Raw genomic sequence first — 17,086 nt, forward strand, 5'->3', positions numbered from 1 at the left:
TTGTTCTAACCCCTGGTTGTCCTGAATAGGCATGATATGAAGCGATTGCTATTCAGGAGGGGAGGAAGCGAGTGTGAGACCATCGAACGTCACCGTTCGTCGTCGTCTATATGCCGCCTTGATCGTCGGAACTTTTCTGTTCTTGCTGCTTTCCGTGCGGCTCGCCTATGTACAGATCTGGATGGGACCTAAGCTGTCGGCGGAGGCCGAAGATTCCTGGAGGCGCGAAATACCGTTCAGTGCCAAGCGGGGAGAAATCCTGGACCGCAACGGTGTGCAAGTCGTTACGAATATGAGCACGCCGACGGTTTGGGCCATTCCCGCACAAATTAAAGATCCGCAAGCTACGGCAGCAGCGCTTGCCGCCCAGCTGCAGATGGATCCGGCCAAGGTGGAATCCTTGATTACCAAGAGGGCGCTCAATGTGCGTATTCAGCCGGGCGGCTGGAAAATCTCGCAGGAAAAAGCAAATGAAATTCGCAACCTTCATCTGCCGGGAATTATTGTGGCGGAGGATAACAAGCGCCATTATCCCTTCGGAGGCTTGGCCGCTCATATTCTCGGCTTTGCCGGCATTGACAATAACGGACTTACCGGGGTTGAAGCAAAATATAACAAGGGCCTGAGCGGCGTGAACGGCAATGTGTCTTATCTTGCCGATGCGGCAGGACGCAATATTCCCGGCTCTTCGCTTCAATATGTGGAGCCGAAGAGCGGCTTGAATCTGCAATTGACGATTGATAGTCACTTGCAATCGATCCTCGAGCGAGAGCTGGATCAAACGATGACCAAGTACCAGGCTAAGAGTGTTATCGCCATTATGATGGATCCGAACAATGGGGAAATTCTGGCAATGGGGTCAAGGCCCGGCTACGAGCCAGGAAGATTCCGCGAGTATCCGAAGGAGAGCTACGACCGGAACCTTCCGATCTGGATGACCTATGAGCCGGGCTCGACGTTCAAGATCATCACGCTGGCTGCTGCCTTGGAGGAGAAAAAGGTCAATTTGCAGGATCCTTTCCACGATCCGGGCGCCATTGAAGTGGCTGGAGCAAGGCTGCGCTGCTGGAAGCGGGGCGGGCATGGTAGCGAAACCTTCCTGCAGGTGGTGGAGAACTCCTGTAACCCGGGCTTCGTTGTCATGGGCCAACGTCTTGGCAAAGATAAGCTTTTCGAGTATATTAATAACTTCGGGTTCGGTAAAAAAACCGGCATAGATCTCGGCGGCGAGGAGAACGGTATTTTGTTCAAGCCGTCGCGCGTTGGCCCAGTAGAGCTGGCGACGACCTCCTTCGGGCAAGGGGTATCCGTCACGCCGATTCAGCAAATTACAGCGGTTTCGGCAGCGATTAACGGAGGAAAGCTGTATAAGCCGCACGTAGCCAGGGCTTGGTATCATCCGGATACCGGACAGATGGTGGATAAGTTTGAGCCTGAGCAGGTAAGGCAGGTGATCTCACCGGAAACCTCCAAGCAGGTGAGAGAGACGCTGGAGAGCGTCGTGGCCAACGGAACCGGGCGCAATGCCTTCATCGACGGCTATCGGGTGGGCGGCAAGACAGGTACGGCGCAGAAAGTCATCAACGGACGCTACTCGGCGGATGAGCATATCGTTTCATTTATCGGCTTCGCCCCTGCAGACGATCCCAAAGTGGTGATTTACGCAGCGGTGGATGATCCGCAAGGGCTGCAGTTCGGTGGTTTGATCGCAGCGCCTTTGGTTAAGAACATCATGGCGGATACGCTTCGCTATATGAAGGTACCCCAGCGCAAGGAGCAATTGGACCGCAAGTATGTCTACGGCGATACGCCGATCGTTGAGGTGCCGAACCTGGTAGGGCGTACGGTGACGGAGATTTATGAGGATTTGAATATGAATTTCAATCTCGCCAAATCCGGACTCGGCAAATATGTGGTGAATCAGGTACCCAAACCGGGGGCAAGGGTCGATCAGGGCTCGACGATTCGCGTGTACTTGTCGGATCAAGATCCAGGTATGCCGGAGCAGGGTGCGCCGAAACCGACAACTCCATGATAAGTAGGTTATTTTTCTCAAAATAGGCTTTTCATTGCTCATATTTTTGTCCATAATAGATACCATGTGTTTACAATGGGAGGGGTCTCGCGTGCAGCTGAAGGAACTGGCTTCTCTTCTGACGGTAAGGCGTGTCGTCGGAGACGAGAGCATTGAGCTTACCGGTATTCAAACGGATTCCCGCAAGGTAGCCCCAGGGGACTTGTTCATATGTATCACCGGGCTTTCCGTCGACGGACACAAGTTTGCGGAAGCCGCAATCGGTCTTGGGGCGGCCGCGTTGATCGTGGAGCGGGAGTTGGATGTGCCGGTTCCGCAGCTGATCGTGAAGGATTCGCGTTATGCGATGGCCGTTGTGGCAAGCCATTTCTACGGATACCCGAGCCGGGAGCTGAAGGTGATCGGCGTTACGGGAACGAACGGGAAAACGACGACAAGCTACCTGCTTGAAAAAATATTACGCGATCAAGGTCATACAACCGGGCTGATGGGGAATATCCATATCAAGGTTGGCGATGAATTTCTGGTGAATCACAGCACCAATACGCAAGAAGCCTTGGAGCTGCAGAGAATACTTCGTCGAATGCGGGACGTGGGAACGGAATACTGTATTATGGAGGTTTCTTCTCACGGTCTTGCGCTAGGACGAGTGAAAGGCACACAATTCCGTACGGGGATTTTCACGAACTTAACCCAGGACCATCTGGATTATCACGGGACGATGGAAAAGTATCAAGCGGCGAAAGCGCTGCTGTTCTCCCGTATGGGCAACGGCTTCAGTGCGAAGCCGGAAGAGCGGGCCTTTGCCGTCCTGAATGCGGACGATGCGGCCTCGGCCGATTTCGCCGAGCAAACGGCTGCCCAAGTGATTACCTATGGTATAGAGCGGCAGGCCGACGTTCGGGCAGAGAATATTCGGGTCACGGCCAAGGGGACGGAATTCCGCTGCGTTACCTTCGCGGGGACGACGGATTTTGCCATGAAGCTGGTCGGTGAATTCAATGTGTATAATTCGCTCGGAGCGATTGCCGCAGCGCTCGCGGAGGGAATTGAGCTGGAGCGCATTAAGGAAAGCCTGGAGGGCGTAGCTTCCGTGGAAGGACGAATGGAGATCGTCGACGAAGGGCAGCCGTTTCTGGTGCTGGTTGACTATGCCCATACGCCGGACGGCCTGGAGAACGCACTTACGACAATCCGTCAGTTTGCCGAAGGCCGCGTGATCAGCGTGTTCGGCTGCGGCGGGGACCGGGACCGGAGGAAGCGTCCGCTTATGGGGCAGGTAACGGCAAAGTACAGCGATTATTTGCTTGTGACGTCGGATAACCCGCGCACCGAGGATCCGCAGCAAATCCTGGAGGACATTGTACCGGGCATCCGGGAAGCGGGGTTCGATGAGGACAGCTATGAGCTGGTCGTCGACCGGCGGGAAGCGATTCATAAAGCGATCCGGCTTGCGGGTCCGAAGGACATCGTGCTGATTGCCGGCAAAGGCCATGAAACATATCAGGAGATCATGGGGCGCAAGATCGATTTCGACGATCGGCTTGTCGCCAAGGATGCCATAAGGGGTCGATCAATTTGATAAAGCGTACGTTAGCCGATGTCGCTGCGATGTCGGGCGGCACCCTCTCCGGCGACGCGGACGGGGGGCAGCTCATTCAAGGCGTATCGAAAGATACGAGAACGATAGAACAAGGAAATTTATACGTACCGTTGATCGGGGAAGCCTTCGACGGGCATGCGTTCGTGCAAAGCGCGTTCGAGAAGGGAGCTGCCGCTTCCTTCTGGCAGAAGGATCATGAGCAACCTCCTACAGGAGTGCCGTTAATCATTGTAGAGGATACGCTTGCCGCTCTTCAGCAGCTGGCGAAGGCTTACCGTCATCAGCTCGATGTAAGGGTAGTCGGCATTACGGGCAGCAACGGCAAGACGACTACCAAGGATATGACGGCGGCCGTGTTATCCACCCGGTTTCAGGTGCGCAAAACGTTGGGTAATTATAATAACCACATCGGGTTGCCGCTCACTATGCTCCAGCTGTCGGAGGAGACGCAAATCGCCGTTCTTGAGATGGGCATGAGCGGTCGATGGGAGATCGATTTTCTTTCCCGTCTCGCAGAGCCCGAGATTGTGGTCATTACGAATATCGGGGAGAGCCATCTTCTTCAGCTCGGCTCGCGAACCGAGATTGCCCGGGCGAAAACGGAAATTTTGGCTGGACTTCAAGAGGACGGAGTGCTTGTATATAATGGGGACGAACCGCTGATTGAAGAGGTGCTGCCGGAGCTTGACGAACCGGGCCGCAGGAAAGGCAAGAGCTTCCGGCGCGTAAGATTCGGTGCCGGAACGGACAATGATTTGTATCCTTTGGAGATTCGTATGGAAGGCAAAGGTACGTATTTTACAGTGAATACCGATAAGGATACAACGGTCTATATACCGCTGCTCGGCAGTCACAACGTAGTCAATGCACTGGCGGCGCTTGCCGTCGGGAAGCATTTCGGTCTGCGGAACGACACCATGGCGGAAGGGCTGAGAAGCCTCGTCATGACCGGCATGCGGATTGAAGTGTCGGAAACGCCGTCAGGGGTAACGATTCTGAATGACGCTTACAACGCGAGTCCTACGTCCATGAGAGCGGCCATCGACCTGCTACAGGAGCTGCACGCAAAAGGACGTAAATTCGCGGTGCTGGCCGACATGCTGGAGCTGGGTGAACAGGAGGCGGATTTTCATAGGGAAATCGGCCGGCATTTGAACCCTGCCCATGTGCATACAGTTTACACGTACGGGCCTTTGGGGGCTTATATTGCGGAAGGCGCAAGGGAGAAATTCCCGCAGGATCGGGTTCGTTATTTTGAAGAGAAAGAACAGCTTGCACATACGCTGTCCGCTGCAACCGCCGATGGAGATGTCGTTCTGATCAAGGGATCGCGCGGCATGAAAATGGAACAGGTGGCGGCACGGTTGATGCAGGTGGGGGGAGTTTAACGGTGGATTTCAAAATTGTCATGATTACCTTGGGAGTGGCCTTTTTATTAGCTGTCATTATGGGCCCGCTGTTTATCCCGCTTTTGCGGAGATTAAAGTTCGGACAGCAGATTCGAACCGACGGTCCGCAGGGACATCTGAAAAAGGCGGGAACGCCGACCATGGGCGGTATTATTATTATGCTGGCCTTGGCCGTAGCGGTCCTTCGCTTCGGGGAGAAAAATCTGGAAACGGTGATTCTGCTTGTTGCTTCTCTCGGGTACGGCTTTATCGGCTTTCTGGACGATTATATCAAAATCCTGTTCAAGCGCTCGCTCGGCTTAACCGCCAAGCAAAAGCTGCTCGGGCAGCTGATCGTCTCCATTATCGTTTGCGTCATGCTGTCGATGGTGGGACATAGCACGGACATCCGTATTCCGTATCTGGATTTCACGTTTGATCTTAGCTGGCTTTATTTCCCGTTCGTTATCTTTCTGATGCTCGGAACATCCAATGCCGTTAACTTTACCGATGGACTTGACGGCTTGCTGGCAGGCACGAGCGCCATTGCCTTTGGAGCGTATTCGATTATCGCTTTAAGCAACAGCCAGCCGAATGTGGCCATTTTTTCCGCAGCTATGGTCGGTGCCGTGTTAGGATTTCTTGTTTTCAACGCCCATCCGGCTAAGGTGTTCATGGGCGATACAGGGTCGCTCGGGATCGGCGGAGGACTTGCTGCCGTGGCGATTTTGACCAAAGCGGAAATATTGCTTGCCATGATCGGCGGAGTATTCGTTGTCGAGGTTTTATCCGTGATTATTCAGGTCGTATCGTTTAAGACACGAGGCAAACGGGTATTCAAAATGAGTCCGATCCATCATCATTTCGAACTGGTCGGGTGGTCGGAATGGCGTGTCGTCATTTCCTTCTGGACAGCTGGACTCATCCTGGCGGGCATTGGACTTTACATTAATGAGGTGTTATAAGGATGGAGCATCCGAAAAACTACAGCGGCCGGCAGGTCGTCATCTTGGGTCTTGCACGCAGCGGTGTCGCTGTAGCTAAGCTATTCTACGAGATGGGCGCCGCCGTGACCGTGAACGACAAAAAAGAGCGTCACTTGTGCCCTGAGGCCGATGAATTGACGGCCCTGGGTATTTCTGTTATTTGCGGAGAGCATCCGGAAGGGCTCGTCCATGAGGGGATTGCCTTGGTTGTCAAAAACCCGGGGATCCCTTATTCCATAGAGCCCGTTAAGCGCGCTCTGGAACTCGGCATTGAAGTAGTCACCGAGGTTGAGGTGGCCTTTCATATTTGCAAGGCGCCGGTTGTGGGGATCACCGGGTCGAACGGCAAGACGACGACCACTACCTTGACTGGACTGATGCTGGAAGCCGGGGGCAAGAAGCCGATTGTGGCGGGCAATATTGGTAGAGCACTGACGGAGGCTGCTCTCGAGGCGGAACCGGACAACATCATGGTGGTGGAGCTGAGCAGCTTTCAGCTGAAGGGAACACGCGATTTCGCTCCGCGGATCGGGTGTCTTTTGAACATTTATGAGACGCATCTGGATTATCACGGCACTATGGACGATTACATCGCTTCCAAAGCCAAGCTGTTTGCGAATCAAGCGGATACGGATACCGCCGTGCTGAACTGGGACGATTCGGTATGCCGCCAAGTCGCTGAGCAGGTGCAATCGTCCGTACTGCCGTTTTCCCTGAAGCATCAGCTGGACTATGGAGTATTTGTTCACAACGGCAATATCGTATATAAAAACAGGCAGGGGGATAGCATCCATATCCTTGCTGTAGAGGAGATGGGGATCCCAGGCAGCTTTAACGTGGAGAACGCGATGGCTGCCTCCGCGATGGCTCTAAGCCTAGGGGTTGCCCCGGAAGCGATTGCCGGCGTTCTTCGGGACTTCCGAGGAGTGGAGCACCGCTTGGAATGTGTGGCGGTGAAGAATGGGGTCGCGTTTTATAACAATTCCAAGGCGACAAATCCGGTGGCTACGATCAAAACCATTGAAGCCTTAAAGCAGGACATTATTCTGATTGCCGGGGGACTGGACCGCGGTTCGGATTATATGGAGCTTCTCCCGGCGTTTCAAGGGCAGGTCAAGGGCCTAGTAGCGCTGGGCGAGACGAAGGAAAAGCTGCGCCGTGTAGCGGAGCTCGCAGGATTACAGTTCGTCAAAACCGTCGATACTGGAGAGCATGTACAGGATACCGTGCTGGAAGCGGTCCGATCGGCTTATGCGATGGCGAAGCCTGGAGATATCGTGCTGCTCTCGCCTGCGTGCGCCAGCTGGGACATGTTTTCATCCTATGAGGTGAGGGGAAGCATGTTTAAAGAGTCCGTGCATAACCTTTAAAGAGGGGGGAACCAAGCCTCCCGATAATCAAAGGTTAGAGGTGTAGGCGCAATGGTCAAAGCACGTTCGGCTCCAGACTTTCTAATGCTCGGCTCCACCCTGCTGCTGCTTGCGATCGGTGTTGTCATGGTATACAGCGCAAGTGCGGTCATGGCGCTCCGAGAGCACGGTGATGCGTTTTTCTATTTGAAACGGCAAGGGTTGTTCGCTGCTCTCGGTGTCGTCGCTATGTTCTTCACGATGAACACGGACTATGTCGTTTGGAAAAAGTATTCCAAGCTGCTGCTGCTCATCTGTTTTGTTTTTCTTGTTGCCGTGCTGATCCCCGGCATCGGAGTCGTGCGCGGAGGGGCGCGAAGCTGGCTTGGGATCGGCTCCTTCGGCATTCAGCCTTCCGAGTTCATGAAGATGGGCATGATCATGTTTCTGTCCAAATGGCTCTCGGAGGATCAGGGGAAGATTACCCATTTCACCAAAGGCTTGCTGCCGCCGCTCGGATTGGTAGGACTAGCCTTCGGGCTCATCATGCTGCAGCCGGACCTGGGGACCGGTGCGGTGCTTGTCGGCGCTTCGCTGCTTATCATTTATACTGCAGGGGCTCGTTTGGTGCACCTGTCGTACTTTGGCCTGGTCGGCTTGATCGGCTTTGTCGGGTTGATTATTGCGGCGCCGTACCGCTTGAAACGAATTACCGCCTTCCTGGACCCTTGGGAGGATCCGCTCGGAGCAGGCTACCAGGCCATTCAGTCGCTCTATGCGATCGGCCCCGGGGGCCTGGTCGGACTCGGTCTAGGGATGAGCCGCCAGAAGTACAGCTATTTGCCGGAGCCTCAAACGGACTTTATTTTTTCCATTATTGCGGAAGAGCTTGGGTTTATCGGCGGTTCTCTGGTGCTGGTGCTCTTTACTTTGCTTGTATGGCGCGGAATGAGGACAGCCATCACAGCGCCGGATACGTTCGGCAGTCTCCTGGCAGCAGGTATTGTCGGCATGATTGCCGTACAAGTCATCATCAATATCGGTGTCGTTATCGGGATGTTCCCGGTTACCGGCATTACGCTGCCGCTGATCAGCGCAGGCGGCTCCTCGCTCACCCTGATGCTGACGGCCATCGGCATCCTTCTTAACATTTCCCGGTACTCGAGGTGAATTATGCATACAAAGAAAATCATTTTTACCGGCGGCGGCTCTGCAGGCCATGTTACGCCAAACCTGGCGATCATGGCCAAGCTGAGGCCGCGGGGCTGGGACATGGAATACATCGGCTCACGTGACGGGATTGAGAAAGAAATTATCGATCAGGAGGGCATTCCGTTCCATCATATCTCCTCCGGAAAGCTGCGGCGTTATTTTGACGTTAAAAATTTCAAGGACCCCATCAACGTGGTTAAAGGGGTGGCGGAGGCTTATCGCTTGCTTCGCCGCCTAAAGCCGGATCTTGTTTTCTCTAAGGGCGGCTTCGTTTCCGTTCCTGTCATTTTGGCGAGCTGGCTGAACCGGATTCCGGTCATTGCCCATGAGTCCGACTTCACGCCGGGACTTGCCAACAAAATCTCCACGCCCTTCGCCTCTCGCGTTTGCGTCACCTTTCCTGAAACGCTGCGCTATCTCAAAAGCTCCAAAGGGGAGTGCACGGGCTTACCTATCCGCGACCGGATTCTTGAAGGAAAACCGCTAAAGGGACTTACCCTTTGTGATTTTCATTCTCAGAAGCCGGTGTTGCTCGTTATGGGCGGTAGCTTGGGGGCACAGGCGATTAACCGGATCATTAGGGAAGAATTGAATGCGCTGCTGGAGCGGTATCAGATCATTCACATCTGCGGGAAGGGCCACGTGGACGCCGCATTTGAAGGCCGCAGGGGATATAAGCAGTTCGAATATGTAAGCCAAGAGCTTCCCGATCTGCTTGCCTGCGCGGATGTAGTCGTCTCCCGAGCGGGTTCTACCTCAATTTTTGAATTTTTGGCACTGCAGAAGCCTATGCTGCTCATTCCGTTGTCGCTCCAAGCCAGCAGGGGGGATCAGATCCTTAATGCCAACTCCTTCCAACAACAGGGCTACTGCCGTGTCGTTCAGGAGGAGGACCTGAACGCTGCTGCGCTGCTGGAAGGCCTAGAGGCGCTTTATGACGGCCGGGACAGCTATCGACGACAAATGGCGGCCAGCCCTTACTTAAACGGCACGGACCGCATTGTAGAGCTGATAGAGGACCTTGCTTCAAGCTCCCGTAAGTGAAAAATGCTATAGGCGATTGTCACACTATCTTCCGATTTCACATAAACTACACTATAACCGTGACAGACCACCCGGCAGAGAGACGGAAAGCATCGAAAAGCCAAATAAAGAAAAAGCAAAGATGCTGACGGATCTTCGCGGTTTTCGGAAATATAATCCGCAAATCGGCCGCTTGGAGCGTTCTGTGAAGGAGGTTTTCCCATTGCAACAGGTCATTTCTGAATTGCTCACCGGATCCTATGGCGAAGTCCGGCTGAATGAACCGCTCGCCCCTTATACCACTTGGAAAATCGGCGGACCTGCCGATGTGCTGCTGACTCCGCACGATAAGGTTCAGCTGTTGGAAGCGGTAAAGCTGCTGCATCGTCATCAAATCGGCTGGACGGTGCTGGGCAGAGGCTCCAACATGCTGATTACCGACAAAGGGATTCGGGGCATTGTGCTGAAGCTGGGCGATGCGCTCGATACGATCCGATTCGAGGGGGACACGGTTTATGCCGGTGGCGCTTATTCTTTTATTAAGCTATCCGTCATGGCCGGCAAGGAAGGACTGACCGGATTGGAGTTCGCGGGAGGCATCCCGGGAACGGTGGGAGGCGCCGTCTACATGAACGCCGGAGCGCACGGGTCGGATGTGTCGCGCATCTTACTGCAAGCTGAAGTGCTGCTCCCTGACGGGGAGTTGGTCATTATGAAGCAGGCGGACCTTGCTTACGCTTATCGTCATTCGCTGCTGCAATCGCAGCCTGGGATCGTAACGGAGGCCGTATTCCAGCTGGCCCAGGGAGATCGCAAGGAGATTGCTGCGGCTCTGGCAGCCAACAAGGATCGCCGGCTTCGCACCCAGCCGCTGCAAATGGCTTGCGCCGGAAGCGTCTTTCGCAATCCGGAAGGGCACTTCGCCGCCAAGCTGATTGAAGCAGCAGGCCTCAAGGGTCTTCGTGTCGGAGGCGCCGAGGTATCGCCGCTGCATGCCAACTTCATCGTTAACACCGGGCAAGCGTCAGCTCACGACGTGCTCAGCCTCATCGAACAAGTGAAATCCATCGTGAAGCAAACGTATGGCGTGGAGCTTGTACCAGAAGTTTTGGTGGTGGGAGAGCGCTAAATCGGAGGTGGGATTTTGGAAAAGTTGGTTATCGAAGGCGGGAAACCTCTATCGGGAGCCATCAAAATTCACGGAGCGAAGAACGCTGCACTACCTATCCTGGCTGCCGCCATCATGGCGGAGGGCACAGTTACTTTAACCAATGTACCGGAATTGTCCGACATTGGAGTCATGCTCGGCATTCTGCGAAGCTTAGGGTGCGAGGCAGAACAGCAGGGGGATACGGTAACCCTTAACACCATGGGCATTCATCAGACCCATATTCCGGAGCATTTGATGAGCCAGATGCGGTCCTCGATCTTCCTTATGGGACCGCTGCTAGCGAGGCTGGGCCGCGTAGAGCTGTATCAGCCCGGCGGCTGTGCCATCGGCGAAAGAAAAATCGATCTGCACTTGAAGGGACTTAGCGCCCTTGGAGCGAAGATTGAAGAGACCGGCAGCAAAATCGTCTGTACGGCCGAGCAATTGCTCGGAGCGGAAATCGCGCTAGATTTTCCGAGTGTAGGCGCCACGGAAAATATCATGATGGCGGCCGTGATGGCCAAAGGCATGACTACGATCATAGGCGCAGCAAGAGAGCCGGAGATTCAGGATTTGCAGAACTTCCTGAACTCCATGGGTGCCAATATTATTGGAGCCGGAACGGACACGATTACGATCGAAGGCGTAAAGGAATTGGCCCCTTGTACTTATCGCATTATTCCTGACCGGATTGTGGCGGGAACCGTCATGATTGCCGCTGCGGTTACCAAAGGCAATGTCACGCTGGAGCGGGTGAATCCGGCCCATTTGACCTCGGCGATTCATGTTCTGAAGCGTACGGGTGTTCAAATTGCGATTGACGGTGATATAATGAATGTGAGCTGCTTGACCCGCCCCAAGGCGGTGGAGCGGATCATCACTTCGCCTCACCCGGCTTTTCCTACGGATTTGCAGTCGCAGATCATGGTTTTGCTCAGCTTGGCGGATGGCCTTAGCATCGTGAAGGAGACAGTGTTTGAAGGTCGCTTTAAACACGTTGATGAGCTTTCCCGTATGGGAGCGGATATTCGAGTGGATTTGAACTCTGCCTTTATTCGCGGGGTGCCTAGATTGTACGGCGCTTCCGTAGAGGCTACCGACCTCCGTGCCGGAGCCGCGCTGGTCATTGCGGGACTGGCGGCCCAAGGCACGACGATCATCGATCAGATACATCACATCGACCGGGGCTACGACCGGATTGAGCTGATGCTTACCCAGTTGGGCGCGAAGATTCAACGCACCACGCCGGTGCAAACCGAGAAGCACTAATATTCCTACTTTATCCATATGAACATCACCGCTGAAATATCCCTTTCCGTAACCGGAGGGGTATCAGCGGTTTACATATTTTTTCCTCCAGGAGGATCCAGCATGCAAGCCGAACGATTACCTGTTATGAAAGAGCCGAAGAAGCGGAACCGAAGCAGCCCGAAGCTGCTTGTTTTTCTGTTTGTCTTCTTTATCACGCTGCTGCTGGTGCTATTCTTTCAATCTACCTTAAGCAAGATTACTGAGGTGGAAATTAGCGGGCAGGAGCATGTTTCCGTCGGCGAAATCGGACAAGCAGCCGCCGTACAGCCGGGAGATCATTTTTTTTCCGTATCCTCCAATGAAATCGAGAGTCGTATTAAGAGCTTGAGAATGATCGAGACGGTGACGGTTTCGAAGCATTTTCCAGGCAAAATTCAAATTGAGGTAAAGGAGTACCCGAAGGTCGCTTATCAGTTCAATGAGTCCGGCCAAGTGGAAGCGCTGCTCGCCGATGCCAGCGTTGTAAAGGTAACCGCGCTCGGAGCTGTCCTTGACATGCCGATCCTCTCCGGCTGGCCTAAGGAGGACGCCTCCGGGATGAAGGAGATGCTCTGCCGCGTAATGGGGCAGCTCCCTTCCGTGCTGTTCGCCGACGTTTCCGAGATCAAGCCGGACCCTACGGCTTCGTATCCGGACAAAATTAAGATGTATACTCGCTCCCAATATGAGGTACAAACGACCATCGGATATTTACCTGAGAAAATGAAATATATGGAAAGCTATATTGCGAATCTTCGCGAGAACAAGGTGAAGGGCGGGATCCTCAGACTGCTGGAAACCGATTCCCACACCCCGTTTGAGGCGGAGCCGTCCAAAACGGATAACAAAGCCGCCGCTCCTTCGGGAAATGCAGGCTCAAGCAAGGAAACGAATCCGAATCAGACCTCGAATACTCCTGGCAATGGAACACAGAGAAATTAAGGATTTACCACTACTCAATACTAGAAAATAATGATAGAATTGGAGCTATTGGTATATTTCCATGCACGAGTGAAAAAAATTGCAAAAAAAAGAGGGAAATGAAGAGCCGTGTTGAATAAGTACAGGAGGTTTTTACACCGAGGCTCATATCGAATAAAGGTCATAGGAGGTGCCACGGGTTGAGCAGCAATGACATCATTGTTAGTTTGGACATCGGTACATCCAAGGTTCGTGCTATTATTGGAGAAGTCGTTAACGGCGCCATTAATATAATTGGAGTAGGATCTGCCGACTCACAAGGAATACGCAAGGGAGCTATCGTCGATATCGATCAGACGGTGCAATCCATTCGAAGTGCAATCGATCACGCGGAACGTATGGTAGGCATTCAGATTTCCGAGGTATATGTCGGGATATCGGGTAATCATATCGCTCTTCAGTCCAGTCATGGGGTAGTCGCAGTTGCCAACGAGGATCGCGAGATCGGAGATGACGATATCGAGCGCGTTATCCAAGCCGCCAGAGTCATTCCATTAGCACCGGAACGTGAAATCATAGGCGTAGTACCGAATCAGTATGTAGTGGATGGAACGGATCAAATTCAAGACCCCCGCAGTATGATTGGCGTACGGCTCGAAGTTGAGGCTACGATTGTAACCGGGACCAAGACGGCCATACATAATTTGCTGAGGGTAGTTGAAAAATCGGGCTTAAAGGTCGCCGGACTCATACTCATGTCGCTTGCGGCAGGACATATAGCCCTTTCCAAGGATGAGAAGGCGATCGGGACGGTGCTGGTCGATATCGGCGCCGGGGCAACGACGATTGCCGTTTTTAACGAGAATAATATGGTTGCTACGACGACGCTGCCGATCGGCGGAGAGTTTATCTCTAATGACATCGCTTATGGCTTGCGGACTCAGGCGGACATCGCCGAGAAAATCAAGCTGAAGTTCGGCTGCGCGGTAGTTGATCATGCGGCTGGCGATCAGGTATTTAAAGTCAATCGAATCGGAAGCAATGTGGACAAGGAGTTCTCGCAGGTTGATTTGGCTAACATCATCGAACCGCGGGTTCAAGAAATATTTCATCTGATTCGGCAAGAGGTTGCCAGAATGGGATACGGCGATTTGCCCGGAGGTTATGTTCTGACGGGCGGTACGGTATCCATGCCGGGCATGCTTGCCATCGCTCAAGAGGAACTGGCTACTTCGGTGCGCATCGCCGTTCCGGATTATATCGGTGTTCGTGATCCGTCCTTTACTAGTGGCGTAGGCATTATTCAATATGCTACAAAATACTTGAGACACTCGAAGCAAAGCGGCAACACGAGAAGATCCGTTGCCAAGAAACCGTCGGGTTCCGATAACGATCAGCCGAAACAAACCATGATGGAGCGCTTCAAAAATTGGATCAGTGAATTCATCTAAACACTTTGGTTATTGGACCGGGCAAGCTTGAAGCTAATTGAGGGGGAAGACTCTTAAATGTTTGAATTTGATATGGACATGGACCTAATGGCCAAGATTAAGGTCATTGGCTGCGGCGGCGGCGGCAGCAACGCGGTGAACCGAATGATCGAAACCGGCGTGAAGGGCGTAGAATTCATTACGGTGAACACGGATGCACAAGCGCTTCATTCCGCCAAGGCCGAGCAACGACTGCAGATTGGCGACAAGCTGACACGGGGACTTGGCGCAGGAGCGAATCCTGAAGTGGGTAAGAAGGCGGCGGAAGAGTCAAGAGAATTGATCTATAACGCACTGAAAGGTGCGGACATGGTCTTCGTAACAGCCGGTATGGGCGGAGGTACGGGGACGGGTGCTGCGCCGGTTATTGCAGAAATTGCCAAAGAATGCGGAGCTTTGACGGTTGGTGTCGTAACGCGGCCGTTCACCTTCGAAGGCCGCAAGCGTTCCCTGCAGGCGGATCAGGGGATTGCGGCTCTCAAAGAGAAGGTTGATACGCTGATCGTGATTCCTAACGATCGCTTGCTCGAGATCGTCGATAAGAAGACTCCGATGCTTGAAGCTTTCCGCGAAGCGGACAACGTACTTCGCCAAGGGGTACAAGGTATCTCCGACCTGATCGCCGTACCGGGTCTGATTAACCTTGACTTCGCGGACGTGAAGACGATCATGACGGAGCGAGGCTCCGCGCTGATGGGAATCGGTATTGCCAACGGCGAGAACCGTGCGGCGGAAGCAGCGAAGAAAGCCATCATGTCGCCGTTGCTCGAGACGTCCATTGACGGCGCTCGCGGTGTATTGCTGAACATTACGGGCGGCGCTAACTTGTCCCTGTATGAGGTGAACGAGGCTGCTGACATCGTTGCCTCCGCAGCCGATTCCGAAGTCAACATGATCTTCGGTGCGGTCATTGACGAGACGCTTAAGGATGACATCAAGGTAACGGTTATCGCGACCGGCTTTGAACATAAGAACCTCACGGCGCCGATGCGTAAACCTACAGGCACAGGCGCTACAACTGGAAACGCGCAGCAGGAAAGCTCGGATTCCCGTCTGAACAATCTCCGTCCGTTCGGAGGCAACAACAACGGGCAGGGAGATCAGTTGGATATCCCGACGTTCCTTCGTAACCGCAATCGCAACAACTTCGATAAGTAATCATTTTAAGCCTTCCGCTCTACTTCGGTAGATCGAGGGCTTTTCTTTTGTTAGGGCAGAGAAATAACGAGATAAAATCACCTTACAGGTGCATTTTCGACCGGGAAATGGTCTGAAACGATATATTTTCACTTTAACAGATGTTATTTCCTGTCTGATGAGCTTAAGAACAATGCTGTTACGATATAAAATCATCTTACACAAAATAATAGGCGCGGCTTCAGATCTGTAAGATGAAAATATCACTTTAGATCGAGATTTCTGAGTCTCCCATCGGTAGCATAACCCGCTGTCAACAAAAAACCTCATCTCCCAATTACAGACGCTCAAACAAAGTAACCTCTTCGCGTGATCGAGTTATCATCGAGTTAGTCCTTCTATCAATGCCGAGGGATATATATCCCCATTCTCTCACCAGTCAACTCTTCCCCACCGCAACACTCGACAAAAGAAGACGCTCACCACCACCACGTTTCAACAGACTTTGATGATAGATTGCTATATACTTGTCTCATTCGTGACGAATGGGATTCAAGCTGGGAGGTATAGGAGAATGATTGTGTACATCGATATCATTTTCCTGGTGAATCTCATCATCGATGGACTGCTGCTTTGGACTACCGCCTGGTCGAGGAAGCTGAGCTTTCGTTGGTGGAGGCTGCTGTTATCCGCCGGCATAGGAGCAGGCTATGTCGTGTTTCTATTTTTCCCGCCTCTTGATGTATTGTTCACGTTCGGCGTTAAGTTTCTCTTGTCCCTACTCATGCTGCTAACGGCATTCGGCTATGGCGGGCTTCAGCATTTTCTGAGAAATTTGGGCTCTTTCTACCTTATTAATTTCGCTGCAGCCGGTACGATTCTTGGTGTGCACTATTTCCTGCAATCCTCAAGCGAAGTGGTTAGCGGTATCGTGTATGGTCATCAGCTTAATGTAGCGGTGACGCTGGCCGTGGTCTCGCTGCCCTTTGGGTTCTGGTTATTCCGGCAAGTCTCCTCCTTCGCCAAGCGGAAGGAACAGCTTTCGACCTTTATAGCCAAAGTGGACGTACATATCGATGGTTTTTTCTCCAGCTGCACAGGGCTCATTGATACAGGCAATCAGCTGTATGATCCTCTGACCAAAACGCCGGTCATGGTCATGGAGGCCGCCCAATGGAGCGAGCAAATTCCAGAAGCCTGGATGCAAAAAATCCGACAGGCCGAGGTGGATCAAATCGTGACCGCGATCGGGACCGAGCCCTTCGTCTGGCAGGACCGGCTGCGATTAGTGCCTTATCGGGGGGTGAACCGCAACACGCAATTTATGCTGGCGATCAAACCAGATCGGGTCGTCATCACCACGGGCGAGACGCAAATCGAAGCGATGAAGGTGCTCATAGGCCTTGACGGAGGCAGGCTTAGCTCCGACAATGCGTACCAAGCGATCATTCATCCTTCGCTGCTGCAATCGTAAACAAAAATCAGGATCCCATGATACATGC

The 17,086-nt window shown here is 53.1% G+C and carries 13 protein-coding genes; all 13 read left to right on the plus strand.

From position 1 onward, the window contains the following. Positions 1-73 precede the first annotated feature (73 nt). The 13 genes from RAC89_RS21560 to spoIIGA all read left to right on the plus strand — a co-directional run bounded on the left by RAC89_RS21560 (position 74) and on the right by spoIIGA (position 17,058). Positions 74-2,035 (plus strand): stage V sporulation protein D, encoded by a 1,962-nt coding sequence (locus RAC89_RS21560; RefSeq protein WP_306615714.1) that lies wholly within the window; start codon positions 74-76, stop codon positions 2,033-2,035. Positions 2,036-2,126: 91 nt separating this feature from the next. Continuing rightward, entirely contained in the window at positions 2,127-3,617 is a 1,491-nt protein-coding gene (locus tag RAC89_RS21565) for a UDP-N-acetylmuramoyl-L-alanyl-D-glutamate--2,6-diaminopimelate ligase (RefSeq protein WP_306615715.1), read from the plus strand. After that, positions 3,614-5,026 (plus strand): UDP-N-acetylmuramoyl-tripeptide--D-alanyl-D-alanine ligase, encoded by a 1,413-nt coding sequence (locus RAC89_RS21570; protein WP_306615716.1) that lies wholly within the window; start codon positions 3,614-3,616, stop codon positions 5,024-5,026. Before RAC89_RS21565 ends, RAC89_RS21570 begins: the two co-directional genes overlap by 4 nt. Positions 5,027-5,028: 2 nt before the next feature. Continuing rightward, positions 5,029-5,991 carry a phospho-N-acetylmuramoyl-pentapeptide-transferase gene (gene mraY / locus RAC89_RS21575; RefSeq protein ID WP_306615717.1) on the plus strand — a complete coding sequence of 321 codons (963 nt, stop codon included), beginning with the start codon at positions 5,029-5,031 and terminating at the stop codon, positions 5,989-5,991. A gap of 2 nt (positions 5,992-5,993) precedes the next feature. Continuing rightward, complete coding sequence (gene murD, locus RAC89_RS21580) at positions 5,994-7,382, plus strand: UDP-N-acetylmuramoyl-L-alanine--D-glutamate ligase (protein WP_306615718.1); 1,389 nt, start codon at positions 5,994-5,996, stop codon at positions 7,380-7,382. A gap of 51 nt (positions 7,383-7,433) precedes the next feature. Then, positions 7,434-8,531 (plus strand): stage V sporulation protein E, encoded by a 1,098-nt coding sequence (spoVE, locus tag RAC89_RS21585; RefSeq protein WP_306615719.1) that lies wholly within the window; start codon positions 7,434-7,436, stop codon positions 8,529-8,531. Between the two features lie 3 nt (positions 8,532-8,534). Next, entirely contained in the window at positions 8,535-9,617 is a 1,083-nt protein-coding gene (locus tag RAC89_RS21590) for an undecaprenyldiphospho-muramoylpentapeptide beta-N-acetylglucosaminyltransferase (RefSeq protein WP_306615720.1), read from the plus strand. Between the two features lie 202 nt (positions 9,618-9,819). Then, positions 9,820-10,725 (plus strand): UDP-N-acetylmuramate dehydrogenase, encoded by a 906-nt coding sequence (murB, locus tag RAC89_RS21595; protein WP_306615721.1) that lies wholly within the window; start codon positions 9,820-9,822, stop codon positions 10,723-10,725. 15 nt (positions 10,726-10,740) lie between these two features. Further along, positions 10,741-12,015 (plus strand): UDP-N-acetylglucosamine 1-carboxyvinyltransferase, encoded by a 1,275-nt coding sequence (gene murA / locus RAC89_RS21600; protein WP_306615722.1) that lies wholly within the window; start codon positions 10,741-10,743, stop codon positions 12,013-12,015. Positions 12,016-12,117: 102 nt separating this feature from the next. Continuing rightward, positions 12,118-12,978 carry a cell division protein FtsQ/DivIB gene (locus tag RAC89_RS21605; RefSeq protein ID WP_284638760.1) on the plus strand — a complete coding sequence of 287 codons (861 nt, stop codon included), beginning with the start codon at positions 12,118-12,120 and terminating at the stop codon, positions 12,976-12,978. Between the two features lie 179 nt (positions 12,979-13,157). Further along, the gene (ftsA, locus tag RAC89_RS21610) at positions 13,158-14,408 is read left to right on the plus strand and encodes a cell division protein FtsA (RefSeq protein ID WP_306615723.1); all 1,251 of its coding nucleotides are present in this window, start codon (positions 13,158-13,160) and stop codon (positions 14,406-14,408) included. 57 nt (positions 14,409-14,465) lie between these two features. Further along, positions 14,466-15,605, plus strand: a complete 1,140-nt coding sequence (gene ftsZ, locus RAC89_RS21615; RefSeq protein WP_306615724.1) for a cell division protein FtsZ — start codon at positions 14,466-14,468, stop codon at positions 15,603-15,605. A gap of 553 nt (positions 15,606-16,158) precedes the next feature. Next, entirely contained in the window at positions 16,159-17,058 is a 900-nt protein-coding gene (gene spoIIGA, locus RAC89_RS21620) for a sigma-E processing peptidase SpoIIGA (RefSeq protein ID WP_306615725.1), read from the plus strand. Positions 17,059-17,086: the final 28 nt, after the last annotated feature.

The sequence above is a fragment of the Paenibacillus sp. GD4 genome (assembly GCF_030846225.1).
GTDB lineage: Bacteria > Bacillota > Bacilli > Paenibacillales > NBRC-103111 > Paenibacillus_G > Paenibacillus_G silviterrae.